Origin of the sequence: Halomonas sp. BC1 (genome assembly GCF_002078135.1) — a bacterium.
Taxonomy (GTDB): Bacteria; Pseudomonadota; Gammaproteobacteria; order Pseudomonadales; family Halomonadaceae; genus Vreelandella; species Vreelandella stevensii.
In genome coordinates this window covers 184218-200694 of sequence record NZ_LFGS01000006.1, presented here as the reverse complement: position 1 = coordinate 200694, position 16477 = coordinate 184218, and the positions used below count along the sequence as shown (strand labels likewise).

Here is a 16477-nt window from a genome sequence, read left to right as displayed (position 1 = left end):
ATGGTAACACGCAAAGAACCCCGCCGAAGCGGGGTTCTGAAGGACGTATTACGTCAGAGCGAGGTGGGGCTTACATCATGCCGCCCATGCCACCCATTCCGCCCATGCCACCCATGTCCGGGGCAGCTTCTTTCTCTTCCGGGTCGTCGGCGATCATGCACTCGGTGGTGATCATCAGGCCCGCAACGGAACCGGCAGACTGCAGCGCAGTACGGGTCACTTTCGCAGGGTCGAGTACACCCATTTCGAACAGGTCGCCGTATTCGCCGGTCTGTGCGTTGTAGCCGAAGTTGCCTTCGCCATCTTTCACACGGTTGATGACCACCGCAGACTCTTCACCGGCGTTGGTGACGATCTGACGCAGCGGCGCCTGCATGGCACGCAGGGCCATGTTGATGCCGTGGTTCTGGTCTTCGTTGTCACCGGTCAGGCCTTGTACCTTGGCCATGACGCGTACCAGCGCCGTGCCGCCACCAGGTACCACGCCTTCTTCGACGGCTGCGCGAGTAGAGTGCAGCGCGTCTTCGACACGTGCTTTCTTCTCTTTCATTTCGACTTCGGTAGCTGCGCCTACGCGGATAACGGCAACGCCGCCTGCCAGCTTGGCAACGCGCTCTTGCAGCTTCTCTTTGTCGTAGTCGGAGGAGGTGTCTTCGATTTGCGCGCGGATCTGATTGACGCGTGCTTCGATATCACCTTCTGCACCAGCACCGTCGATGATGGTGGTGTTCTCTTTGGTCATGGTAATGCGCTTGGCAGTACCCAGGTGATCCAGGTTTGCCTGCTCAAGGGTCAGACCGACCTCCTCGGAGATGACCGTGCCGTTGGTCAGGATGGCGATATCCTGCAGCATGGCCTTGCGACGATCACCAAAGCCGGGTGCCTTGGCAGCCGCTACCTTGACGATGCCGCGCATGTTGTTGACCACCAGCGTGGCAAGCGCTTCGCCTTCGATGTCTTCGGCGATGATGGCCAGCGGCTTACCTTGCTTGGCAACACCTTCCAACACCGGCAGCAGCTCGCGGATGTTGGAGATTTTCTTGTCGACCAGCAGGATGTAGGGGTCTTCCAGCTCGACCGCCATGGTGTCCTGATTGGTGACGAAGTAGGGAGAGAGATAGCCACGGTCGAACTGCATACCTTCGACGACTTCCAGCTCGTCTTCGAAGCCGCGACCTTCGTCAACGGTAATGACGCCTTCTTTACCTACTTTATCCATCGCTTCGGCAATGATCTCGCCAATGCGCTTGTCGCCGTTGGCAGAGATGGTGCCTACCTGAGCGATGGATTTGGTGTCGGTGCAGGGCACGGACATGGCCTGAATTTCCTTGACGGCAGCGGTGACCGCTTGGTCGATGCCGCGCTTCAGGTCCATCGGGTTCATGCCAGCCGTCACGCCTTTCAAGCCTTCTGCAACGATGGCTTGAGCCAGCACGGTAGCGGTAGTGGTACCGTCACCTGCGGCATCAGACGTCTTGGAAGCCACTTCCTTGACCATCTGAGCACCCATGTTCTCGAACTTGTCTTTCAGTTCGATCTCTTTGGCGACGGAAACACCGTCTTTGGTGACGGTCGGGGCGCCGAAGGACTTGTCCAGTACCACGTTGCGGCCTTTTGGGCCCAGCGTGACCTTGACGGCGTTTGCCAGGATATCTACACCACGCGCCATGCGTTTACGAGCGTCATCAGAGAACTTAACTTGCTTAGCAGCCATGTTCGTTACTTCCTAAATTGAAATTGAACGATGAACGTAAATGGGTAGCCGAGGCGTCTTAGCCTTCAACGACCGCCAGGATATCGGCTTCACTCATGATCAGAACTTCTTCGCCGTCGATCTTCTGCTTCTCGACGCCGTAGCCGTCCTTGAAAATCACCGTGTCACCCACTTTGACATCCAGCGGGCGAACGTCGCCGCTTTCAAGAATGCGACCATTACCAACTGCCAGGATTTCGCCACGCGTGGGCTTTTCCTGTGCATTGCCCGGAAGCACGATGCCGCCAGCGGTTTTCTGCTCTTCTTCCACGCGACGGATCACAACGCGATCGTGCAAAGGACGGATATTCATGCTCACGTTCTCCTGAGTAGTGTCAAAGCCCCTTGGGGCCATTAGCTTGAAGGAATTTCCGTGGGCAGCACCCGCGGAAAGCGAAGGCCTGTTGCCTTCATGTCAATGGTAAGCCATCAGGCATTACCGAAGTTGTGTGCTGACTCAAAAGTGGGGGCTGGTCACTGCCTTTCAAGGGGGCGCTATAAAAAAAATTGCGGATTATCTGTGCGCCTGATCCGTTGCTGCTCAATGCCTGCGAGAAGACTCATCCTTGCTGATGAAGTCTCCTTCCAGCGGCCCCTCTGAGGAGGACGAACCAGGCTCGTGCTGATGGGGTGGCTCACGCTCAGGGGCTGGCCCTTGACGGGTGGCCAGCGAGGCCTTGACGCCTAGCCAGGCCATCAGCTTCAACAGTAGCTGCCGCGCGCTGGGCAGCAGGCACGCAATGCCCAGTGCATCCGAGAGAAAGCCGGGCGCCAACAGCAGGGCGCCACCGAAAATCAGGGCCGCACCTGTGAGCACTTCCTGGGAGGGGATTTCTCCCATCTGCATACGCTGGCGAGCACGCGCCAGGGTGGAGACTCCTTCCTTGCGAATCAAGTGCAGCCCGATAAACCCTGTGCCTAGCACCAGTGCCAGCGTCGCCAGAAGCCCGATCCGGCTTCCCACGGTAAAAAGAAGCACAAAGTCCAGTAGCGTGAACAGGGAAATAAAGAGAAGAATGGGCATGAGCGACTCCAGAACAGACGTAATGAGTCAATATGGTGTCAGAATTATAAAAAACAATCTGCATTGTCTGCAGTGAGCGCAAGCGTTGGCCGAGTCGATTTTTTGCTGACGGCTATCTATGCTGCAATGCACAACCCCTGGTTTCGAAAAGGAGAGATGCATGCAGTTGAATGAGCAAGTGGTGGCGATTACCGGAGGCGCCCGCGGGTTGGGGTTTGCCATGGCAAAACATCTGGGCGCACAAGGGGCGCGTCTTGCCCTTCTCGACATGAGCGGCGAAGCGTTGGACGAGGCCGTCTCGAGCTTGTCGGCGGCCGGTATCGAAGCGCAGGCGTTCGTGACCAATGTGGCAGATGAAGCCTCGGTGCAGCAGTCTTTCGCCGACATTGCCAAGCGTATGGGCGCGGTGAGTGGTTGTGTCAACAACGCCGGTATTACCGATGACAGCCTGCTGGTGAAAGCCAAAGAGGGGGTAGTGGAAAAGCGCATGTCGCTGTCTTCCTGGCAGCGAGTGCTGGATGTCAACCTGACAGGCGTTTTCTTGTGTGGCCGAGAAGCGGTCACCCAGATGATCGAGGCCGGTCAGCCGGGTGTTATCGTCAATATTTCGAGCATTTCACGTGCGGGCAACATGGGGCAGAGCAACTATGCGGCTGCCAAGGCAGGCGTACACGCGCTGACGGTGACCTGGGGCAAGGAGCTGGCCCGCTATGGTATTCGTACCGGTACCGTGGCGCCGGGGTTTATCGAAACCGATATGACGGCCTCCATGCGTCCCGATATGCTGGAACGCATTGCCAGCAGCGTGCCGTTGAAGCAGCTGGGGCAGCCCGAACATATCGCGCGCAGCGTCGCGTTCATTTTCGAGAATGACTACTTCACGGCCCGGATCATCGAGTGCGATGGGGGGTTGAGGCTGTAAAAATCGCGACTTTGGGGCTTTGACTGGCGTGGTCAGCGCCCCAAGGGCTTCAGGAACATCTAGAAGTGAAAATAGTTGCGATGTATTTCACGCTGAAAATACATCTCGAGGCGCAGCGTCATGGCCCAGCGAGGGTCGTAACTGTCTTCTCGCTGGAAATGCAGCTCCGGTATGACATCGCCAAACAGGATGCCCTTGTGAATGTCTCGACGGTAACGCGTCTGCAGATAGTAGTTGGTCATGCGCGGATTGGAGGCGCTTTCGCCTATCGCCAGGGCCGAGTAGCGAAGTGCGCTGCGCCGGTTGAGACGCTGATTCAGTTCAGCAACTTCACTGAATTCCAGCGTATCTTCCTCTTCCCGCCACTGCAGCGTGCTGATGAAACGCAGGTGGAGATCGTCTGCCAGGGGGCGGCCAATGTCCCAGGAGGTACGTGCTGAGTAGCCTTCATTATTGAACCAGGAAACGCGGTTGTAGGACTCAAGCTGCCAAGGCCCGTCGCCTATATCCCACAGCCGTTCACTGGTGAATCGGACGTAGGGGGCCAGTGGCATGCGCAGCCTTATACCTGCACCCACCCGGTTGCTCCAGTTTTCGCGTTTGTCACGCCGTTCCAGCCAATCAAACCCAAAGGTGGAGGTGCTGCGATCACGCTGGTCGTTATACAGACGGCCTGACCCCTGGTCTGCCAGAGTGCCTTGAGACTCTTCAGGATCACTCTCGATGATCAGTCGCAAGCGATCTTCCGTGGTCGGCAGGTCAATCCGGTAGCGCAGGCTGATGTCGCCACTGGTGCCGTCACCCTCCATCCAGTCCAGCTCTTGCCCCAGTCGTAAGTAAGAGTCGTTGTGCGCCGTAGCTGAGTCGTCGCCACCAAAAAAGGCATCGATGTTGCGAGAGGTGTTATCTACCCAGTTCCCAACGCGGGCACGAAAGGGTTCAACCCGCTCTTCGGCCCACTCGGGCAAATCGCTGTTCGTTTCATCAGCAAGCAGACAAGTGGGCGTAAGTATCACGCTCAAGCACATGGTGGTAACGGCGAATCTCATCATCGGCTTCCCTGTTCATTATCGATCGAGTGCCTCATTGCGCTTTGTGCAGCTCAATCTCTTTTGCCCACTCTACAACGCGTTGACGGTCACGGCGACTGTTCGTGTGCTGCGTATCCAGGTGAAGCGGCACCAACTGACGTGTTGGCTCTGCCTGGAGCGAGAGGTGGAAGCGTCGGGCAGCCCCTACCGGCATGTCCTCCGAGCCATAAATGGCGATGACGCGTATCTCCAGCGTCAGCGTCTGCTCGCGCAGTAATGCGTCATCCAATTTCCAGTAGCGCGTCAGTTGCTGGGCGATCGAGCCAAACGTTTGAATATGCAGGTAGTCGCCAGAGGGCAAGGGGCCTTGATGGGTGCGGTAGCAAGCTTCGTTTTCCTCGCCTCTTTGCTGCTGGTACTCGACGATCTCAATTGCCATCATGGGTCAACTGCAAAGATAGCGGAAGATGAACTGCATGCCAGTAGCAATCAATAATAGAGGGCTAGAAATAATAGAGGGCTAGAAACAAAAAAATTCGGTTAGCATGGCGCTACCGAATTCTTGATCTTGCGCTAGTGGTAAAGAGTACCACACGACAAGTTGTAATTGGTGCGGATGGGGAGACTCGAACTCCCACACCTTACGGCACTAGAACCTAAATCTAGCGTGTCTACCAATTCCACCACATCCGCAGAAGACGCTGCGTATACTACCAATAAACGTATGAATGTCAATGCAATCATCCTGTTTTAAACCAGCTGGCAGAGGAGGTGGCTATGCGAATGGCTCAGTACGTGAATCAGTACGTGAACCAGTGGTTGTCGCGCCAATTACCGGGCTACTGTGCGTTTTGCCTGTCGGCGGATTGCGGTGAGCAGGGGTGGTGCGCGCAGTGCTTTCGGGAGCTGCCTTGGAACACGCCGGCATGCCCGCAATGTGCCGAACCCTTGCCCGCTGGTGGGGGTGGACGCTGTGGCCACTGCCTGGTAGCGCCCCCTGCCTTTACGCATACAACGGCGGCGCTACGCTACCTGGAGGGCGTGGCAGAACTGGTGCATGACTTCAAGTTTCATGGTTCCGCGCGAGCGGGAACGCTGTTGGTCGAATTGATGCTCTGCAAGCCTCCGGTGCAACTGGGGGGCGCGTTGTTGCCGGTGCCCATGCACCCTTCCAGGGCGCGCGAGCGAGGCTTCAACCAGGCCCAGTGGTTGGCCAGACAATTGGGAAAGCGGCTACAGCTTCCGGTGCTGGAGGCTGAGTGCCACAAGCGGCTACCCTCGCAACGGTCGTTGAATCGAGCCGAGCGTCAGCGTAACCTCGCAGGAGCCTACCGCGTGGCGGGGCCACTGCCAGAATGGGTCATCATCATCGATGACGTGGTCACGACGGGTGCCACGGGGCATGCGCTGGCGTTGGCGGCTCAGGCGGCGGGTGCCACGCGCGTGGACGTGTGGGCGGCGTCTCGCACGCCGCTGGAGAAGAGTTGATATACTGGCTGGCCCAATGAAAGGAGTGATCCATGGCGCACCCGTTTAGCAGCCTGTCGCCCGACCTGGTGATGTCGGCCATCGAGTCGGTGGGTATCTGGCCCGCAGGCGAGCCCTTTGCCTTGAACAGTTATGAAAATCGCGTGCTGATGTTTCGCGATGAAGAGGGCGAGCGCTGGGTGGTCAAGTTTTATCGTCCCGGACGTTGGGCGGATGCCGCGATTCAGGAGGAGCATGACTTCTTGAAGGAGCTGGCGCTGGCCGGTGTCCCTGTGATCGCGCCATGGTGCTCAGCTGATGGCGTTTCATTGCATCACTTCCAGACTTTCCGCTTTGCGCTTTTCCCCCAATGTGTAGGCCAGGCGCCAGAACTCGATAACCCGGCACACCTGTTTGCGCTGGGAAATGTCTTGGGGCGCTTGCATGATGTTGCCGCTCGCCAGCGGTTTCAGCATCGGGAGAGTTTGTCGCTCACGGATGGCGTTACCGATGCTGCGCAGCGAGTCCTGGCAAGCCCTCATTTGGACAAGTACCAGTCCCGGGCATACCAGGCCGTGGTGGAAAAGTTGATGGGGCACCTGGAGCACGTGCAGCTAAGCCCCGACGCCTATCTGCGGGCTCATGGTGACTGCCATCTGGGTAATATCCTGGGGCGGGATGATGACTTTACGCTGGTGGATTTCGATGACTGCCTGATGGCGCCCGCCATCCAGGATGTCTGGATGCTGCTGCCTGTAGACGACCCTGAGCTGTGGCGTGGGCAGCTGGGTGAGTTGATCGAAGGATATGAAGAGGTAAGGGCATTCCCTGAGCATGAGTTGGCGTTGATCGAGCCATTGCGCGCCTATCGCTTGATTCGTCACGCGGCCTGGCTGGTATCGCGCTGGGATGATCCGGCTTTTCCCTTGGCCTTTCCCTGGCTGGCGGAACGCGGTTACTGGGATCAGCACATCCGTCAGCTCGAACAGCAGAATCTGCAGCTGGAGTCGCCTTTGTGGCTTGCCGGAGGCAACCGATAAGCTGACCTGTCATTGTCAGGCCAGCTTGTTCAGGCAGCGGCTGGCGCCAGGCTTATTGATTGCCTGCGGGTGCCTGGTCTGGGTCGGGGCGTTCGCTGGGAATAGGGTTGGCGACGCCATCTCCATTGGCCTGCCGACGCGTTGCATTGATCTCGGCGGAGGGGTTGTCCTGCGCATCAATGCTTACACTCTCGTCCAGCGTCAGTAAAAAGCGCTGGCCGGGAGTAAGCTCGCAGTTACCTGACGGGCACTCTATCCCGTATTGCCCATCAGAAGCATAGGCGCTGGCGGCAAATTTCCCTGAGTAAATGGCACTTTCACTGCCTTCGGTTTCGATGCACGTGGCATCTTGCGTGGTGATACGTATGCGCTCGCCGCTCAGTTGGGCATTGGCCACCATCAGGCAATACTCTGGCAGCTCGTGTGAGCTACCCTCGGCCTGGGCAGGGTGGAGGAGAATGTCGTTGTGACGAGCGTGCTGGCTATCAAAGCGCAGGGATTCGACCACCTCTACGCCCACGCTGGCACCACTGGGCAGTGTCAGTTTGGGTTCTGCCGCAAGCACGGGGGTGATGATCGCTGTGCCCATCAAGGCCGTTAGCCAATAGGCTGATGATTTAAATGACATAATCGGATCTCAAATAGTGCACCCGCCTATTTGGCAGGAAAATTGTGCCTTTATGATAGCACAGCACCGATAAGCACGAAGGGGGGTGCGTGTCACTCTGCCACAGCCACTTCATGTGCGTTAGAATAGGCAATTGCATTACTGCATTGTACATAATTTATTTTAAGGTATATTTCCTGTATAAGTTTTTGCTCGCGGCGGGCAAGGCAGCCACAGGGCTGACCCATGAAAGGGCTTTGATGTCTGTGCCGCGCCACCCGTGGCGAGACAGTTTCTCCAAGGCGATCCAGTAAAAGCGAACACGCACCGAATGAAGAGGCCTAACATGACCGACGAAATCGCCCAGCATTACCGTCAAATTATTACTGCCCTGGGAGAGAATCCTGATCGCGAGGGGTTGCGTGATACACCCAAGCGCGCTGCCAAGGCCATGCAATTCTTGAATGCAGGTTACCAGCAGTCGTTGGAAGAGCTGGTCAATGGCGCTGTCTTCGCGTCGCAAACCGATGAAATGGTGCTGGTGAAAGATATCGAGCTCTACTCCATGTGTGAGCACCATCTGCTGCCTTTCATTGGCAAATGTCACATCGCCTATCTGCCGAGCGGTAAGGTGCTGGGGCTGTCCAAGTTTGCACGTATCGTGGATATGTATGCACGTCGCATGCAAATCCAGGAAAATCTGACCCGTGAAATTGCCGAAGCGGTGCAGCAGGTCACTCAGGCCAAAGGGGTGGCCGTCGTGGTCGAAGCTCGCCATCTGTGCATGATGATGCGTGGCGTCGAGAAGCAGAATTCGAGCATGACGTCGTCGGTCATGCTGGGGGGCTTCCGCACCAACCAGGCAACACGGCAAGAGTTTTTGACGCTCATCAGCTAGGGTCGATACGCACTCAGTTAAGGTACGATACGTACAAGGATTCCTGACGAGAACTTGGTCAAGAGTGCCATTTCGTCTTAGCATGAAGAGGTCAATGAGCCTGCAAGGCCATCCTCTGGTCAGGAGTTTGTCATGGAAGCGCTGAGAGAAACACAGCTTTACTGCCCATTTGCCTATATCGACGGCAGTTGGGTAGCCGCCGACAGCGGCGAGCAAATCAAGGTGGTGAACCCCGCTACGGGTGAGCTCGTAGGGGATATGCCCAAGCTGGGCAAGGCAGAAACCGAGCGCGCCATCGATGCTGCGTACGCTGCACTGCCTGCCTGGCGAGGAATGACGGCGCAAGAGCGTGCCGACGTGTTGATGAAGTGGCACGATCTGATGATGGAGCATCAGCAGGATCTCGCCATGCTGATGACCCATGAGCAGGGTAAACCGCTCAAGGAAGCCGTCGGCGAGATTGCCTATGCGGCCAGTTTTTTACGCTGGTTCGCCGAAGAAGCGCGTCGCATCTACGGCGAAACCATTCCTGCAGCCAAAGCCAATCAGCGTATCGTGGTGACCAAGCAGCCTGTAGGGGTTGTGGGGGCCATTACGCCATGGAACTTCCCGGCGGCGATGATCACCCGTAAAGCCGGTGCTGCCTTGGCAGCGGGCTGTACCATCGTTGTAAAGCCTGCCAGCCAGACGCCGTTCTCGGCGACGGCCTTGGCACTGTTGGCCGAGCGGGCGGGCGTGCCGCGTGGTGTGTTCAACGTCGTGCCCGGGCGTGCGGCAGATATTGCCGAAGCGCTCACTCACTCCTCTAAAGTGCGCAAGATCACCTTTACAGGCTCGACCGAGGTAGGCAGCCAGTTGATGGCCCAAGCCGCTGAGCACGTTCAGAAGATTTCGCTGGAATTAGGCGGCAACGCGCCCTTTATCGTGTTCGAAGACGCCGATCTGGACGCTGCCGTCGAAGGCGCCATGGCCGCCAAGTTCCGTAATGCGGGGCAGACGTGTGTCTGTACCAACCGCTTCCTGGTGCAGTCCAGCGTCATCAATGCGTTCTGTGAAAAACTCGCTGTGGCCATGAACAGCGAGCTGAAAGTCGGTGACGGAACGCGAGAAGGGGTCAACATTGGCCCGCTGATCGATGAAAATGGCGTCAAAAAAGTCAGTGAGCACGTTCAGGACGCCATCGACAAGGGCGCCGAGCTGTTGCTAGGGGGCCACCCGCATCCATTGGGGGGGAATTTCTTCACGCCCACGTTGGTCAGCTTTGCCAGCGACAGCATGAAAGTGGCCCAGGAAGAGACGTTCGGCCCCTTGGCAGCGGTGTTCCCCTTCGATGAAGAGGAGACGGCGGTCGAGATGGCCAACGATACCCAGTATGGTCTGGCCGCATATTTTTATTCGCGTGATCTGGCCAGGGTGTGGCGCGTGGCCGAAGCGCTCGAGTATGGCATGGTGGGGATCAACACCGGACTGATTTCAAACGCGGCCGCACCCTTTGGCGGTGTCAAGGCATCCGGCTTGGGGCGTGAAGGGGGGCATCAGGGGCTGGAGGAGTACCTGGAAACCAAGTACCTGTGCATCGATCTGGGGTGACCCTCAAAAAAACCCCCTGCGAAGTGCTTCGCAGGGGGTTTTTAAAGGCTTAGTGGCGGAAGTGGCGCATGCCGGTGAAGACCATGGCAATGCCCGCTTCGTTGGCCGCATCGATAACCTCTTGGTCACGCATTGACCCACCAGGCTGAATCACCGCAGTGATGCCAGCCGCCGCGGCGGCATCGATGCCATCGCGGAACGGGAAAAAGGCATCCGACGCCATGACGGAGCCAGGAACCGTGAGCCCTTCATCGGCAGCCTTGATACCCGCAATTTTGGCGGAGTAGACGCGGCTCATCTGACCCGCCCCCACGCCAATCGTCTGCCCAGCCTTGGCATACACGATCGCGTTGGACTTGACGAACTTGGCCACGCGCCAGGCAAACGCCAGATCACGCAATTCTTGCTCGGTGGGCGCACGCTCGCTGACCACCGTCAGCTCCGCTTCACTGACCATACCCTCGTCGCGCTCCTGGACCAACAGCCCGCCATTGACGCGCTTGAAGTCGTAGGCAGCCTGCGGTTGGCCTGGCCAATGTGCGCTGACATCCAGCAGGCGCACGTTCTGTTTTTCAGCCACGATAGCGGCCGCTTCATCGCTTACCCCGGGGGCAATGATGACTTCCACGAACTGGCGATCAACGATGGCGCGGGCGGTGGCGGCATCCAGGGCGACGTTGAAGGCGATAATACCGCCAAAGGCGCTGGTAGGATCGGTGGCAAACGCTTTGTCGTACGCTTCCAGGGCGTTGGCGCCCACCGCTACTCCGCAGGGGTTGGCGTGCTTGACGATGACGCAGGCGGTGTCATCGAAAGCCTTGACGCACTCGAAGGCAGCATCGGTATCGGCCACGTTGTTGAAAGAGAGCGGCTTGCCTTGAAGCATGCGAGCGGTAGACACGCTGGGCTCGCTGGCCTCGGGGTCGACGTAGAAAGCTGCCTGCTGGTGCGGGTTTTCACCGTAGCGCATGTCCTGCTTCTTGTGCAGTTGCAGGTTGAACGTGCGCGAGAAGGTAGTTTCTTCGCTGGCCACTTTGCGGCCCAGGTAGTCGGCAATGGCGCCGTCATAACCCGCCGTGTGTTCGAATGCCTTGACGGCCAGGTCGAAACGCGTCGGCTGAGTCACCTGGCCGCCATGCTCGGCCAGCTCGTTCAACACGCGGGAGTAGTCGTCCGCGTTGACGACGATAGTGGTGTAGGCATGGTTCTTGGCGCAGGCGCGCACCATGGTAGGGCCACCAATATCGATGTTCTCGATGGCGTCTTCCAGCGTGCAATCCGGTTTGGCGATGGTGGCCGCGAACGGGTAGAGGTTCACCACGACCATGTCGATGGGGCTGATATCGTTATCGGCCATCACGGCGTCGTCCTGACCGCGACGGGCCAGAATGCCACCATGGATTTTGGGATGCAGGGTCTTGACCCGGCCGTCCATGATTTCTGGAAAACCGGTATGTTCGGAGACTTCGGTCACGGGGACGTCGTTCTCTTGCAACAGTCGGTAGGTGCCGCCGGTCGAGAGCAGTTCGACGCCATGTTTCACGAGGCCCTGTGCGAACTCGATAATGCCGGTTTTATCGGAGACGCTCAGCAGGGCGCGGCGGACGGGGGTAGCGGTGCTATCAGCCATGGGAGTGCTCATGTATCAGGTTCAGGGTTGGAACAGCCAGGTTTAAAAACGGCAACGCCCCTTAAGGGGCGTCACGATCGATCAGTCCATACAGCTTGAGCTTTTTGCGCAGCGTGCCGCGGTTCAGGCCCAGCACGTCGGCGGCACGGGTCTGGTTGCCGTCGGTGTGCTCCAGCACGCAGGCCAGTAACGGCGCCTCCACTTCGGCCATCACCATGGCATACAGGTCCGATGCCTGACCTCCATCAAGGTGCTCGAAGTAGCGACGCATGGCCGTTTCGACAGCTTCCCGCAGCGGTTGAGGCTGGGCCGTGGTCGCCGGGTCCGCCAGGGTGCCCGCCAGTGGCGATGAACTTTCGCTTGAGAGCAGGTCGCGTTCAGTCATGCGGCATGGGTTCCTTTGGCTAGCAAATGCTGGGAGGCGCTATGGGTCATGGCGTCATCAATCCATTGAAACTGCGCATCGGGTGATGCGAGCGCATTGAACTGCTGCTTCAAGCTGCGCTGCTCGGTATGGGTGAAGCGCGTGTCTTCATCGAGATACCAGCCCACATGTTTGCGTGCAATGCGTACGCCCATGGTGTCGCCGTAGAACGCGTGCAGGGCGTGCAGGTGCTCGGTCAACACTTGGCGGCGCTCTGCCAGCTCAGGGGCGGGCAAGTGCTCGCCATGGGACAGGTAGTGAGTGATCTGCTGGAAGATCCACGGGTTGCCCTGGGCACCACGACCAATCATGACCGCATCGGCACCGGTATGGCGCAGCACGCGGGCCGCCTTCTCTGGCGAAGTGATGTCGCCATTGGCAATGACGGGAATGGTGAGTCGTGACTTGATCTCGGCGATGGTGTCGTATTCGGCTTCGCCCGTGTAGCGCTGCTGGCGGTGGCGTCCATGGACGGCCAGTGCCTGTATGCCTGCCGACTCAGCCAGTTGGGCAATCCGCAGGCCATTGTTGGAGTCGGCGCACCAGCCCGTGCGAATCTTGAGCGTCACGGGAATATCGACGGCACTGACCACCGCATCGAGAATCTCGGCCACCAGGGCTTCATCGCGCAGCAGCGCTGAGCCAGCGGCCTTGTTGCACACTTTTTTGGCGGGGCAGCCCATGTTGATGTCGATGATCTGCGCGCCCAGTTCGGCATTCAGGCGGGCTGCTTCGGCCAGCATCTGCGCATCGCCACCGGCAATTTGTACTACCCGGGGCGCGGGTTCGCCTTGATGATCCATACGCAGCTGCGATTTGCGCGTGTGCCAGAGCGAAGGATCAGACGTGACCATTTCACCCACCACCCAGCCCGCCCCCAGGCGCCGACACAGCTGCCGGAAAGGGCGATCGGTGACACCTGCCATGGGCGCAAGTATCACGGGGTTGGGCAGTTGATAAGGCCCAATCGCAGGGGGCTGGATAGTCATCATGGTCATGGCGGTGCACTTTGATAGGCATGAAAACGACGAATAGCGCGTTTCAAGGGAGCGTATGATACGCCTACTCGCCGCAGTAATGAAGGAAAGCGCAGCAAATTATGCGGGTCTCCAGCCGGTCAAGCGTACCCAGCCTTCACGCAGGGTTGGCTCTTCCATGATAAGTCCTTGGGCTTCATATGCTTCCAGCACGTCGTTGGCCTGCTTGGCAAGAATGCCCGAAAGCGCAATGTGGCCTCCGGGTGCCACGTGGCTGGCAATCATGCCCGACAGTTCGACCAGCGGGCCGGCCAGAATGTTGGCCGTCACGATAGGGTAGGTCTGGTCATCGGCCAGTTGCTCGGGGTAGTAAAGTGACAAGGCCTGTTCGGCAATACCGTTGCGCTGCGCATTGTCGCGACTGGCTTGCAGCGCCTGTGGGTCGATGTCGGTTCCGTCGGCGCTGGACGCCCCCAGTTTCAGCGCAGCAATGGCCAGGATGCCGGAGCCGCAGCCCACGTCCAGCACGCGCTGGTGGGTCAGAACGCCTTTTACTGCTAGCTCATCGAGCCATTCCAGGCAGAGAGCCGTCGTGGGATGGGTGCCGGTGCCAAAGGCCAGGCCGGGGTCCAGGATCAGGTTCACCGCCTCTGCTTCTGGGGGCTCCAGCCAGCTGGGCACGATCCACAGCCGCTGGCCCATGCGTAGGGGGGTGAAGTCATCCATCCATTCCCGTTCCCAGTCCCGGTCGGCCAGCAGCTCATACTCGATGGTAGGGCAGGGTTCGCCCGGCATGTGTTCTGCCCAGGCGGCCTCGATACGCTCTAGCATCTCGCTGATGCCATCGAGGTCGTCATACAGTCCCGTCAGGACGGTGTCTTGCCAGAGCGGCGTGGTGCCGCGCTCTGGTTCGAAGACGGGGTCGTCGTGGGCATCCTGAAGGCCGATGGCCGTAGCACCCTCGTCCAGCAGCAGCTCTTCAAGAAGCTCGGCCTGCTCAGGAGCAACGTGCGCTTTTAATTGCAGCCAGGGCATGAGAAGTCTCCACGGGGTCAGTGAATAGTCATGAAACGCTCACGGGGTGGCAATCGCCACCCCGCGTAGACAACCTGGCGTTACTCCGATGAGGAGGCGTCAGGTTTGCAAGCATCAGGTCAATACCTAGCTGCTCAGCTTCTTTTCCAGATAATGGATGTTGACGCCACCCTGGCGGAAATAGCTGTCTCGAACCAGGTCTTTCTGCAGGTCGATGTTGGTTTTGATGCCTTCCACCAGCAGTTCGTCCAGCGCATTGCGCATGCGGGTCAGCGCAATGTCGCGATCGGCGCCCCAAGTGATCAGCTTGCCGATCAGCGAATCGTAATGCGGTGGAACGGTGTAGCCCGTGTAGAGGTGCGAGTCCATGCGAACGCCCAGGCCACCTGGGGCGTGGAACAGCGTCACTTTGCCAGGAGACGGCATGAACGTACGGGCGTCTTCGGCATTGATACGGCATTCGAAGGCATGACCATTGAGCTGCACGTCTTCCTGGCGAATCGACAGCGGCATGCCAGCGGCGATGCGCAGCTGCTCCTTGACGATATCCACGCCGGTGACCATCTCCGTCACGGGGTGCTCTACCTGGACCCGGGTGTTCATCTCGATGAAGAAGAACTCACCCTCTTCGTAAAGGAACTCGAAGGTGCCGGCGCCGCGATAGTTGATCTCGATACAGGCCTGACGGCAGGCTTCCAGAACCCTGGCGCGTGCCTCGGGGTCGAGGCCGGGCGCTGGGGCCTCTTCCAGCACCTTTTGGTGGCGGCGCTGCAGGGAGCAGTCCCTGTCGAACAGGTGAATCGCGTTACCTTGGCCATCGGCAAGTACTTGCACCTCGACATGGCGCGGCTTCTCGAGAAACTTCTCCATATAGACCGTGCCGTCACCAAAAGCAGCATGCGCTTCGGTGCGGGTGACGGTAATGGCAGACAGCAGGTGCCCTTCGGTATGCACCACGCGCATGCCACGCCCGCCGCCACCGGCCGCGGCCTTGATGATCACCGGGTAGCCAATGCGGCGCGCAGTGGCCAGATTGGTGGCATCGTCATCGCCCAGAGGGCCATCCGAACCGGGAACGGTTGGTACGCCTGCTGCCTTCATGGCCTCGATGGCGCTGACCTTGTCGCCCATCAAGCGAATGGTCTCTGCGCGGGGGCCGATAAAGGTAAAGCCAGAGCGTTCTACCTGCTCGGCGAAGTTGGCGTTCTCGGAAAGGAAGCCATAGCCCGGGTGAATCGCGCTCGAGTCCGTCACCTCAGCGGCGCTGATCAAGGCTGGGATGTTCAAGTAGGATTGCGCGGAAGAAGCAGGGCCGATGCAGACGGCTTCGTCTGCCAGGCGAACGTGCATCAGCTCGCGGTCGGCTTTGGAGTGAACCGCTACGGTCTTGATGCCTAGCTCTTTACACGCTCGCAAGATGCGTAGGGCTATCTCGCCGCGGTTCGCGATAAGTACCTTGTCCAGCATGGGAGAGTCCACCCGTATCGTAATGAAAGATTAAGCGAGGACGATCATGGGCTGATCGAATTCCACCGGCTCGCCATCTTCCACCAGAATGGCTTCGACCACGCCATCACGGTCGGCTTCGATCTGGTTCATCATTTTCATGGCTTCGACGATGCACACGGTGTCGCCTTGCTTTACGGTGTCGCCAACTTCCACGAAGGCCTTGGCGCCAGGGGCCGGGCTGCGGTAGAAAGTGCCGACCATGGGAGAGTTGACGGCTTCACCGCGATAGCTGGCACCTTGAGGTTCCGCTTCGGCGCTGGGGGCGCTTGGCGCAGGAGCCTGCGGCGCGTATGCGGGCTGGGCGTATTGCGGCATTGGCTGTGGCTGCCAGCTGACTCCATTCGGATGGCGGCTGATACGAACCGATTCTTCGCCTTCCTGAATTTCGATTTCGCTGATGTTGGACTCTTCCAGCAGCTCGATCAGCTTTTTGACCTTACGAATATCCATCTATATAGCCCCAAACGTTAATCAATAAAACACAACGCAGCAGGTTGAACCTGCCTGCTTGCGTGCGGCGCAGTAAACCTGATTTTAAAACGAGGAGAACGCTGCACGATGGTGAACGTT

17 protein-coding genes and 1 tRNA gene are annotated in these 16477 nt (G+C 58.6%); 5 read left to right on the top strand and 13 right to left on the bottom strand.

Features of this window, described 5'->3' with window-relative positions:
- Positions 1 to 70: 70 nt before the first annotated feature.
- The 3 genes from groL to B7L72_RS06565 form a co-directional block, all read right to left on the bottom strand.
- The gene (gene groL, locus B7L72_RS06575; protein WP_081137258.1) at positions 71 to 1714 is read right to left on the bottom strand and encodes a chaperonin GroEL; all 1644 of its coding nucleotides are present in this window, start codon (positions 1712 to 1714) and stop codon (positions 71 to 73) included.
- Positions 1715 to 1772: 58 nt separating this feature from the next.
- Positions 1773 to 2066, bottom strand: a complete 294-nt coding sequence (locus B7L72_RS06570) for a co-chaperone GroES (RefSeq protein ID WP_016913703.1) — start codon at positions 2064 to 2066, stop codon at positions 1773 to 1775.
- Positions 2067 to 2294: 228 nt separating this feature from the next.
- Complete coding sequence (locus B7L72_RS06565; protein WP_081193329.1) at positions 2295 to 2777, bottom strand: FxsA family protein; 483 nt, start codon at positions 2775 to 2777, stop codon at positions 2295 to 2297.
- A gap of 160 nt (positions 2778 to 2937) precedes the next feature.
- Here B7L72_RS06565 and B7L72_RS06560 point away from each other — a divergent pair, with 160 nt between their 5' ends.
- Positions 2938 to 3699 carry an SDR family oxidoreductase gene (locus B7L72_RS06560; protein WP_081193327.1) on the top strand — a complete coding sequence of 254 codons (762 nt, stop codon included), beginning with the start codon at positions 2938 to 2940 and terminating at the stop codon, positions 3697 to 3699.
- 59 nt (positions 3700 to 3758) lie between these two features.
- Here the strand turns inward: B7L72_RS06560 and B7L72_RS06555 are convergent, their stop codons facing one another.
- The 3 genes from B7L72_RS06555 to B7L72_RS06545 all read right to left on the bottom strand — a co-directional run bounded on the left by B7L72_RS06555 (position 3759) and on the right by B7L72_RS06545 (position 5423).
- Entirely contained in the window at positions 3759 to 4727 is a 969-nt protein-coding gene (locus B7L72_RS06555; protein ID WP_446718557.1) for a hypothetical protein, read from the bottom strand.
- 55 nt (positions 4728 to 4782) lie between these two features.
- The gene (locus B7L72_RS06550) at positions 4783 to 5172 is read right to left on the bottom strand and encodes a hypothetical protein (protein ID WP_176212846.1); all 390 of its coding nucleotides are present in this window, start codon (positions 5170 to 5172) and stop codon (positions 4783 to 4785) included.
- A gap of 166 nt (positions 5173 to 5338) precedes the next feature.
- A tRNA-Leu gene (locus tag B7L72_RS06545) sits at positions 5339 to 5423 on the bottom strand.
- An 84-nt stretch (positions 5424 to 5507) separates the two neighbouring features.
- On the opposite strand from B7L72_RS06545, the gene B7L72_RS06540 reads away from it, so the two are divergent.
- Both B7L72_RS06540 and B7L72_RS06535 read left to right on the top strand, forming a co-directional pair.
- Positions 5508 to 6218, top strand: a complete 711-nt coding sequence (locus tag B7L72_RS06540) for a ComF family protein (RefSeq protein ID WP_176212845.1) — start codon at positions 5508 to 5510, stop codon at positions 6216 to 6218.
- Between the two features lie 32 nt (positions 6219 to 6250).
- The gene (locus tag B7L72_RS06535; protein WP_081193325.1) at positions 6251 to 7237 is read left to right on the top strand and encodes a serine/threonine protein kinase; all 987 of its coding nucleotides are present in this window, start codon (positions 6251 to 6253) and stop codon (positions 7235 to 7237) included.
- A gap of 52 nt (positions 7238 to 7289) precedes the next feature.
- On the opposite strand, the gene B7L72_RS06530 is transcribed toward B7L72_RS06535, so the two are convergent.
- On the bottom strand, positions 7290 to 7865 hold the full coding sequence (locus B7L72_RS06530; protein ID WP_176212844.1) for a hypothetical protein: 576 nt from the start codon (positions 7863 to 7865) through the stop codon (positions 7290 to 7292).
- Between the two features lie 325 nt (positions 7866 to 8190).
- Between B7L72_RS06530 and folE the strand changes: the two genes are divergently transcribed.
- Together folE and B7L72_RS06520 are read left to right on the top strand one after the other, a co-directional pair.
- Positions 8191 to 8742: a GTP cyclohydrolase I FolE gene (gene folE, locus B7L72_RS06525; RefSeq protein WP_016913712.1), complete on the top strand. Its 552-nt coding sequence runs from the start codon at positions 8191 to 8193 to the stop codon at positions 8740 to 8742.
- A gap of 132 nt (positions 8743 to 8874) precedes the next feature.
- The gene (locus tag B7L72_RS06520) at positions 8875 to 10332 is read left to right on the top strand and encodes an NAD-dependent succinate-semialdehyde dehydrogenase (RefSeq protein ID WP_081193319.1); all 1458 of its coding nucleotides are present in this window, start codon (positions 8875 to 8877) and stop codon (positions 10330 to 10332) included.
- 49 nt (positions 10333 to 10381) lie between these two features.
- Here the strand turns inward: B7L72_RS06520 and purH are convergent, their stop codons facing one another.
- The 6 genes from purH to accB form a co-directional block, all read right to left on the bottom strand.
- Entirely contained in the window at positions 10382 to 11962 is a 1581-nt protein-coding gene (gene purH / locus B7L72_RS06515; RefSeq protein ID WP_081193317.1) for a bifunctional phosphoribosylaminoimidazolecarboxamide formyltransferase/IMP cyclohydrolase, read from the bottom strand.
- Positions 11963 to 12023: 61 nt separating this feature from the next.
- Positions 12024 to 12347 carry a DNA-binding transcriptional regulator Fis gene (gene fis, locus B7L72_RS06510; protein ID WP_016913715.1) on the bottom strand — a complete coding sequence of 108 codons (324 nt, stop codon included), beginning with the start codon at positions 12345 to 12347 and terminating at the stop codon, positions 12024 to 12026.
- Positions 12344 to 13384, bottom strand: a complete 1041-nt coding sequence (dusB, locus tag B7L72_RS06505; RefSeq protein WP_081193315.1) for a tRNA dihydrouridine synthase DusB — start codon at positions 13382 to 13384, stop codon at positions 12344 to 12346. Before dusB ends, fis begins: the two co-directional genes overlap by 4 nt.
- A gap of 99 nt (positions 13385 to 13483) precedes the next feature.
- Positions 13484 to 14398 carry a 50S ribosomal protein L11 methyltransferase gene (prmA, locus tag B7L72_RS06500; RefSeq protein ID WP_081193313.1) on the bottom strand — a complete coding sequence of 305 codons (915 nt, stop codon included), beginning with the start codon at positions 14396 to 14398 and terminating at the stop codon, positions 13484 to 13486.
- 126 nt (positions 14399 to 14524) lie between these two features.
- Entirely contained in the window at positions 14525 to 15865 is a 1341-nt protein-coding gene (accC, locus tag B7L72_RS06495; RefSeq protein ID WP_081193311.1) for an acetyl-CoA carboxylase biotin carboxylase subunit, read from the bottom strand.
- Between the two features lie 30 nt (positions 15866 to 15895).
- On the bottom strand, positions 15896 to 16357 hold the full coding sequence (gene accB, locus B7L72_RS06490; protein ID WP_016913719.1) for an acetyl-CoA carboxylase biotin carboxyl carrier protein: 462 nt from the start codon (positions 16355 to 16357) through the stop codon (positions 15896 to 15898).
- Between the last annotated feature and the right edge of the window lie 120 nt (positions 16358 to 16477).

Coding starts and splice junctions, on each gene's coding strand:
- groL (WP_081137258.1), bottom strand. CDS start 1,714: ATGGCTGCTAAGCAAGTTAAGTTCTCTGATGACGCTCGTAAACGCATG.
- B7L72_RS06570 (WP_016913703.1), bottom strand. CDS start 2,066: ATGAATATCCGTCCTTTGCACGATCGCGTTGTGATCCGTCGCGTGGAA.
- B7L72_RS06565 (WP_081193329.1), bottom strand. CDS start 2,777: ATGCCCATTCTTCTCTTTATTTCCCTGTTCACGCTACTGGACTTTGTG.
- B7L72_RS06560 (WP_081193327.1), top strand. CDS start 2,938: ATGCAGTTGAATGAGCAAGTGGTGGCGATTACCGGAGGCGCCCGCGGG.
- B7L72_RS06555 (WP_446718557.1), bottom strand. CDS start 4,727: ATGTGCTTGAGCGTGATACTTACGCCCACTTGTCTGCTTGCTGATGAA.
- B7L72_RS06550 (WP_176212846.1), bottom strand. CDS start 5,172: ATGATGGCAATTGAGATCGTCGAGTACCAGCAGCAAAGAGGCGAGGAA.
- B7L72_RS06540 (WP_176212845.1), top strand. CDS start 5,508: ATGCGAATGGCTCAGTACGTGAATCAGTACGTGAACCAGTGGTTGTCG.
- B7L72_RS06535 (WP_081193325.1), top strand. CDS start 6,251: ATGGCGCACCCGTTTAGCAGCCTGTCGCCCGACCTGGTGATGTCGGCC.
- B7L72_RS06530 (WP_176212844.1), bottom strand. CDS start 7,865: ATGTCATTTAAATCATCAGCCTATTGGCTAACGGCCTTGATGGGCACA.
- folE (WP_016913712.1), top strand. CDS start 8,191: ATGACCGACGAAATCGCCCAGCATTACCGTCAAATTATTACTGCCCTG.
- B7L72_RS06520 (WP_081193319.1), top strand. CDS start 8,875: ATGGAAGCGCTGAGAGAAACACAGCTTTACTGCCCATTTGCCTATATC.
- purH (WP_081193317.1), bottom strand. CDS start 11,962: ATGGCTGATAGCACCGCTACCCCCGTCCGCCGCGCCCTGCTGAGCGTC.
- fis (WP_016913715.1), bottom strand. CDS start 12,347: ATGACTGAACGCGACCTGCTCTCAAGCGAAAGTTCATCGCCACTGGCG.
- dusB (WP_081193315.1), bottom strand. CDS start 13,384: ATGACCATGATGACTATCCAGCCCCCTGCGATTGGGCCTTATCAACTG.
- prmA (WP_081193313.1), bottom strand. CDS start 14,398: ATGCCCTGGCTGCAATTAAAAGCGCACGTTGCTCCTGAGCAGGCCGAG.
- accC (WP_081193311.1), bottom strand. CDS start 15,865: ATGCTGGACAAGGTACTTATCGCGAACCGCGGCGAGATAGCCCTACGC.
- accB (WP_016913719.1), bottom strand. CDS start 16,357: ATGGATATTCGTAAGGTCAAAAAGCTGATCGAGCTGCTGGAAGAGTCC.